Consider the following 698-nt stretch of genomic DNA (forward strand, 5'->3'; position numbering starts at 1 on the left):
GGGGTTCTAGGGATTTTCCCCTCTAAAAAGACATAATCCTCTGTAGACCACACCAATAAATGGCTGCGGAGGTGGTTTACTTTCAGCTTGGAGCCTAATCATCCACTATCGGCCTTGTTATTTCGCCAATATTGGGCAATTTCCCAGTATTAGTGAAGTTATACGTTCCGCTTAAGTTGATATTTTGCCACGCAACGGGCGAAACAGCACGAGTGATACCCGCTTTCTCTTCATCTCCTCTCGCTTCAAAGTGTCCCAGCAGATGACTCAGTATCGCGGAGTTGAAGTAGATGATCGCGTTGGCAAGCAATCTTGCACATTCATTCCAGATAGCGATTTCACTCTCGTTTTTGCCTCGGAACTGATCGCCATTCACCGACGCAATAGCCCGTCTCAGGAAGTGCCACGCTTCTCCCCGGTTAAGGGCACGCTGAACGTACTGCCGCAAACTGGCATTGTCTATGTAATCCAGTAAATATTGCGCTTTGACCAGTCGATTATACTCCGTCAGCGCCTGTAATGTCGGGTGCCCCGAAGGATAACCAGACAACTTTCTTACCAGCATTGCCTGTGTCGTTCGCTTTGTCTGAAGTGACAGAACAATGCGCCTAATATCCTGCCATCCCGTTTCGATGACATTCGTCCTGATGGGCTTTTTCAGGGCAAGGTTGGTGCCGCCGTGTTCATTTTCAGTTACG

The 698-nt window shown here is 48.6% G+C and carries 1 protein-coding gene; it reads right to left on the reverse strand.

What is annotated here, in order from left to right; all coding sequences use genetic code 11:
- Positions 1–94 precede the first annotated feature (94 nt).
- A partial coding sequence (locus GTH32_RS19285; RefSeq protein WP_163088814.1) for a Tn3 family transposase occupies positions 95–698 on the reverse strand: 604 nt, incomplete at its 5' end.

The sequence above is a fragment of the Alteromonas profundi genome, assembly GCF_010500865.1.
In the GTDB taxonomy this organism is placed as follows: domain Bacteria; phylum Pseudomonadota; class Gammaproteobacteria; order Enterobacterales; family Alteromonadaceae; genus Alteromonas; species Alteromonas profundi.